The sequence below is a fragment of the Pseudoflavonifractor phocaeensis genome, assembly GCF_016901955.1.
GTDB classification, from domain to species: domain Bacteria; phylum Bacillota; class Clostridia; order Oscillospirales; family Oscillospiraceae; genus Flavonifractor; species Flavonifractor phocaeensis_A.
In genome coordinates this window covers 1-4,650 of sequence record NZ_JACJLC010000136.1, presented here as the reverse complement: position 1 = coordinate 4,650, position 4,650 = coordinate 1, and the positions used below count along the sequence as shown (strand labels likewise).

The 4,650-nt window shown below is 62.3% G+C and carries 7 protein-coding genes; 1 reads left to right on the top strand and 6 read right to left on the bottom strand.

All coding sequences use genetic code 11. The annotated features are described in order from the left end of the window. A partial coding sequence (locus H6B51_RS16275) for an LCP family protein (RefSeq protein WP_204884653.1) occupies window positions 1-918 on the top strand: 918 nt, incomplete at its 5' end. Between the two features lie 39 nt (window positions 919-957). Here H6B51_RS16275 and H6B51_RS16270 read toward each other — a convergent pair. From H6B51_RS16270 to H6B51_RS16245, 6 genes are all read right to left on the bottom strand, one after another. Beyond that, entirely contained in the window at window positions 958-1,149 is a 192-nt protein-coding gene (locus H6B51_RS16270) for a hypothetical protein (protein WP_204884652.1), read from the bottom strand. 36 nt (window positions 1,150-1,185) lie between these two features. Beyond that, window positions 1,186-1,935 (bottom strand): peptidoglycan recognition protein family protein, encoded by a 750-nt coding sequence (locus H6B51_RS16265; RefSeq protein ID WP_204884651.1) that lies wholly within the window; start codon window positions 1,933-1,935, stop codon window positions 1,186-1,188. Between the two features lie 56 nt (window positions 1,936-1,991). Further along, on the bottom strand, window positions 1,992-2,333 hold the full coding sequence (locus tag H6B51_RS16260) for a hypothetical protein (protein WP_204884650.1): 342 nt from the start codon (window positions 2,331-2,333) through the stop codon (window positions 1,992-1,994). 63 nt (window positions 2,334-2,396) lie between these two features. Continuing rightward, entirely contained in the window at window positions 2,397-3,182 is a 786-nt protein-coding gene (locus H6B51_RS16255; RefSeq protein WP_204884649.1) for an amino acid ABC transporter ATP-binding protein, read from the bottom strand. 13 nt (window positions 3,183-3,195) lie between these two features. Next, window positions 3,196-3,834, bottom strand: coding sequence for an amino acid ABC transporter permease (locus tag H6B51_RS16250; protein ID WP_204884648.1), 639 nt, complete (start codon window positions 3,832-3,834; stop codon window positions 3,196-3,198). Between the two features lie 78 nt (window positions 3,835-3,912). Then, a partial coding sequence (locus H6B51_RS16245) for a transporter substrate-binding domain-containing protein (protein WP_204884647.1) occupies window positions 3,913-4,650 on the bottom strand: 738 nt, incomplete at its 5' end.

The window sequence follows — 4,650 nt, the reverse complement described above, 5'->3', positions numbered from 1 at the left end:
CCCTCCATCTCAGAGGACGGCCAGCCCCCCTCCACCGAGACCCAGACCGGTCTGGAGCGGAAGGAGTACACCTATACCTTCCTGCTGTGCGCCAGCGACCAGTCCAGCGGCAACCTGGACACCATGATCGTGGCCACCTATGACACGGTGAACCAGACCCTGGCCATGGTCTCCATCCCCCGGGATACCCTGATCGAGGGAGAGACCGCCAGCGGCAAGCATTTTTACAAGCTGTGCAGCATGTATGCCTATAACGGCATGGACGCTTTGAAGGAGGAGGTCCGGAAGATCGTGGGCTTCCCCATCGATTTCTATGTGAAGATAGACACCGAGGGCTTTGTCCGGCTGGTGGACGCGGTGGGGGGCGTGGACTTTGACGTGCCCGTCCACATGTCCTACGACGACCCCAGCCAGGACCTGTACATCCACTTTGAACCGGGCATGCAGTGGCTCAGCGGGGCGGACGCTTTGAAGGTGGTGCGCTGCCGGAAGAACTCCGACGGTAAGGGGACCTACCCCAACAACATCTACGACGCCTATCCCGACGCCGACATCGGCCGCACCAAGACCCAGCGTGCCCTGATCACCGCCGTGCTCCAGAAGGCGGCCTCTCAACCCCTGAACCTGCCCACCTACATCGATATTTTTATGGACACAGTGGAAACCGACCTGGGCATCACCGATCTGGCCTATTTTGCTGACAAAGGCCTGGGCCTGGACTTCAGCACGGTGGAGGCCACCTCCCTGCCCGGGGACGGCTCGGTGACCTACAAGAAGGGCTGGGACTGGTGCTATGAGCTCTACCCCGGCAAGGTGCTGGAGATCGTTAATACCTCCGGCCTGAATCCCTATACCACCGACGTCACCGCCGACATGCTGCACATCACCCAGTCCGGCACCGTCACGCAGCCCGACTGAGCAGCAAAAAAGGACGCCTTGCGGCGTCCTTTTTTGTGTTTATACAAACTCGTAATCGGCGAACTTATCCTCGCCCTGCTTGTTGTCCTTGGTCTCCCCCACGAAGGTGCCCATTACCTGGCAGTCGGGGCACAGGCCGAAGGTACTGTCATCCGCCCCCTCCAGCTCATAGCGGTATTTCTTGCCGCAGTTGGGACATTCGTAAAAAAAATAATAGGTTCCCCAGGTCATATCTCTCTTCCTCTCTTTTTGTGATCTGTGGCGTTACTACTTCAGCAGGCCCAGCCGCTCCAGCAGTACGGCGGCCTGCTCCCGGGTCAGGGGCCCGCCGGGAGCGGTGCCGTCCAGCAGGCCGGCGGCCTTGGCCTTGTCCCAGGATTCCCTGGCCCAGTCGCTGACGGCACGGGCAGCCAGGTCCTTCTCCCGCTGGTCCATCAGGTCCTTCACCTGTGCCTCGGTCATCTCTTTCCCACCCCCCTTCATCAGGGCCGCCACGTCGGCCCGGAGGGTGTCTATGCTCTTGCCGTGCTTGGGGAACCAGTGCCCCACGTCGGCATGGCCGGATGCCAGGCCCAGCTTGTAGCCCTCGGCGTGGTCAATGATGTCCTTCCGGGGGTCCAGGCCGTACGTCTGACACAGGTGGGCGCACAGCTCCACCGCTGTGGCGTAGACCTGATTGAAATAGGCGGCGTTCTTGGCCACGTCGTAGCCGATCATAGTGCCCCCCTTGTAGGTGTGGCCGGCGGGCTCCAGGATCTCAAAGCCGATGTGGGTGTTGTTGGCCTTGCCTCCGGCGTGCCACCCCCGCCAGTTCCAGGGCAGGGTCTCGGTGACCCCTCCCCGGTGGACGAAGGCGTGGACACACACCTCCACGTCCGGCTTGTTCCAGGCCTTGAGAAAGACGTTCACGTCGGGCTGGGCCACCCCGGTGGAGTGGACCATGATGCCCTTGGGCGTAATGGTACGCCCTGCCTTGTAGCAGTCGTTGTTGGTGAGAATGTGCTCTGTGATCTGCATGGGTATCCCTCCCGGACCATCCTATGACGGCCGGGGCGGACAGGTCACTCAGCCGGTCACTCCCCCTGCTGCTCCGCCAGGGCGGCCCGGCGGGCATCCCGGTCCTGAATGGTCTGGGCCAGGGTCTTGGGGGAGCGGGCGTTGATCTTCTCCTGCCAGTCCAGGGCCCATGCCCGCAGCTCTTCCAGCCCCTCCTCGGTCATGGGAAAGGAGCGGGTCTCCTCCACGGCGCTGTCCTGGAGCCGCCAGGGTCCCTCCCACACCTGGGCGGTCAGGGCGGGGGGCTGGTCCTCCCCCAGCACCGGGTCCACCCGGTAGCGCATCCGGCCACCGCTGGCGGTCCAGAAGTTCTTGTTTTCAAAATGGGACAGCACCGGCAAAAACAACCTCTCCTCCATGGCGTCAGCTCCTTTGGAAAAAGCGTGGTATCATACTTATGATACCACGCTTTTGCTTTGGTTTCAATTCTCGGAATAGCGGGAGAGGAACTGCCGGGTGCGCTCCTCCCGGGGGGTTTCGATGACCTGCCGGGCCGGGCCCTGCTCCACAATGACCCCGCCGTCCATAAAGATGACCTGGTCGGCTACGTCCCGGGCGAAGGCCATCTCGTGGGTGACAATGATCATGGTGGTCTTTTGCTCGGCCAGGGAGCGGATCACCTTCAGCACCTCCCCGGTGAGCTCCGGGTCCAGGGCGGAGGTGGGCTCGTCAAAGCAGAGGATGTCCGGCTTCAGGGCCAGGGCCCGGGCGATGGCCACCCGCTGCTGCTGGCCGCCGGAGAGCTGGTGGGGATAGTGGCCGGCCCGGTCGGCCAGTCCCATCTTGTCCAGCAGGCGCCGGCCTTCCGCCTGGATCTCCTCCAGGATGGCCTTTTTGTTCTGCTTGAAGTCTGGCCGCTCCTGGGCCAGCAGCCCGGGGGCCAGGGTCACATTTTCCAGGGCGGTGTATTGGGGGAACAGGTTGAAGGACTGGAACACCAGCCCGAAGTGGAGCCGCTTTTTCCGCACCTCGCTCTCCCGCTGGGTGGCGGGGTCGTCGGCATCGAAGAGGGTCTCTCCGTTGACCAGGATCCTGCCCTGGTTGGGGGTCTCCAGGAAGTTGATACACCGCAGCAGGGTGGTCTTGCCGGAGCCCGAGGAGCCGATGATGGCCAGGGCCTGGCCCTGCTCCAGGGAAAAGCTGATGTCTTCCAGCACCCGGGTGGTTCCAAAGTGCTTTTCAATGTGCTGTACGTCCAGAATAGGCATGGAGGGCCCCTCCTTACTTGAAATAGTCCAGCTTTTTCTCAAACCAGCCGAAGAGCAGGGTGAGAATGCCGTTGACCACCAGGTAGAACACGGCGGTGTAGAACAGGGGCCAGATCATGCCCTTTTTGATGTAAGACTCCCCCATCCAGATAATCTCATACACCGAGATGGTGCGCACCAGGGCGGTATCCTTCACCAGGGTGATGAACTCATTGCCCATGGGGGGCACGATGCGCTTGACCACCTGGAGCAGGGTGACCTTGAAGAAGATCTGCCGCTTGGTCATGCCCAGCACCAGACCGGCCTCCTGCTGGCCCACCGGCACGCCCTGGATGCCGCCCCGAAAGATCTCGGAGAAGTAGCAGGCATAGTTGATGACGAAGGTCACCACCGCCGCGGTGAACCGTGGCAGCAGGGGCAGGTCGAACATCAGGCCGGGACCGTAAAATACCACCAGGATCTGGAGCATCAGGGGGGTGCCCCGGATGACCCACACGATGGTTTTCACCACCGCCCGCAGGGGGGTGCACCGGCTCATGGAGCCGAAGGAGATGATCAGCCCCAGGGGCAGGGCAAAGATCAGGGTGAGGGCGAAGAGCTCCAGGGTAACGATCAGCCCCTCCAGCAGGGTGAGGGATACAGACAACAGCATAGGCGGTTTCCTCTCTATGACCGGGGAAAGGCAGAGAGCCCGAAAACTCTCTGCCTTGTTCCCGCAGAATGCACGTTCTTACTTCTCGATGACGGACTCCTGCACGCCGTAGGTGGTGGCCACCTCCATGACGGTACCGGCGTCATAGGCATCCTTCCAGAAGCTGTTGAAAGCCTCGGTCAGGTCGGAGCCCTTGCGGAAGGCCACGCCATATTCCTCGCTGTTGAGCTGCACGGTGTAGGTCAGCTCGGGATAGCTGGTGCCCTCGCCGATCATGGCGCCCGCCATCAGCAGGTCGATGACGCAGGCGTCAGAGGCGCCGGAGGCCACCTCCATCAGAGCGTCGGCCTGGGTGGTCTTGGCCACATAGCTCAGGCCCAGCGCATCCAGCTGAGCGGCGCCGGCGGAGCCGTTCTCCACGGCGAAGTTCAGGCCGCTCAGGCTCTCCACGGTCTCGTAGTCCTCAGCCTTGTCGGCAGGGAGCACTACCACCTGGCCGTTGTTGCAGTAGGGCTCGGACACGGAGGCGCCTTCGGTGACCTCATCGGTGATGGTCATGCCGTTCCAGATCACGTCGATGCCCTTGGTGTCCAGCTCCATCAGCTTGTTGTCCCAGTTGATCTCCAGGAACTCCACATCCACGCCCAGGCTCTCGGCGAAGGCCTTGGCCATGTCGGCGTCAAAGCCGATCCACTCGCCGCTGTCGTCCTTGTAGTCCATAGGGGCGAAGTCGGTCATGCCCACGATGAGGGTGCCCTTGTCCTGGACATAGGCCAGGTCGCTCTCGGCGGCGGGGGTCTCAGAATTGACGGGGGT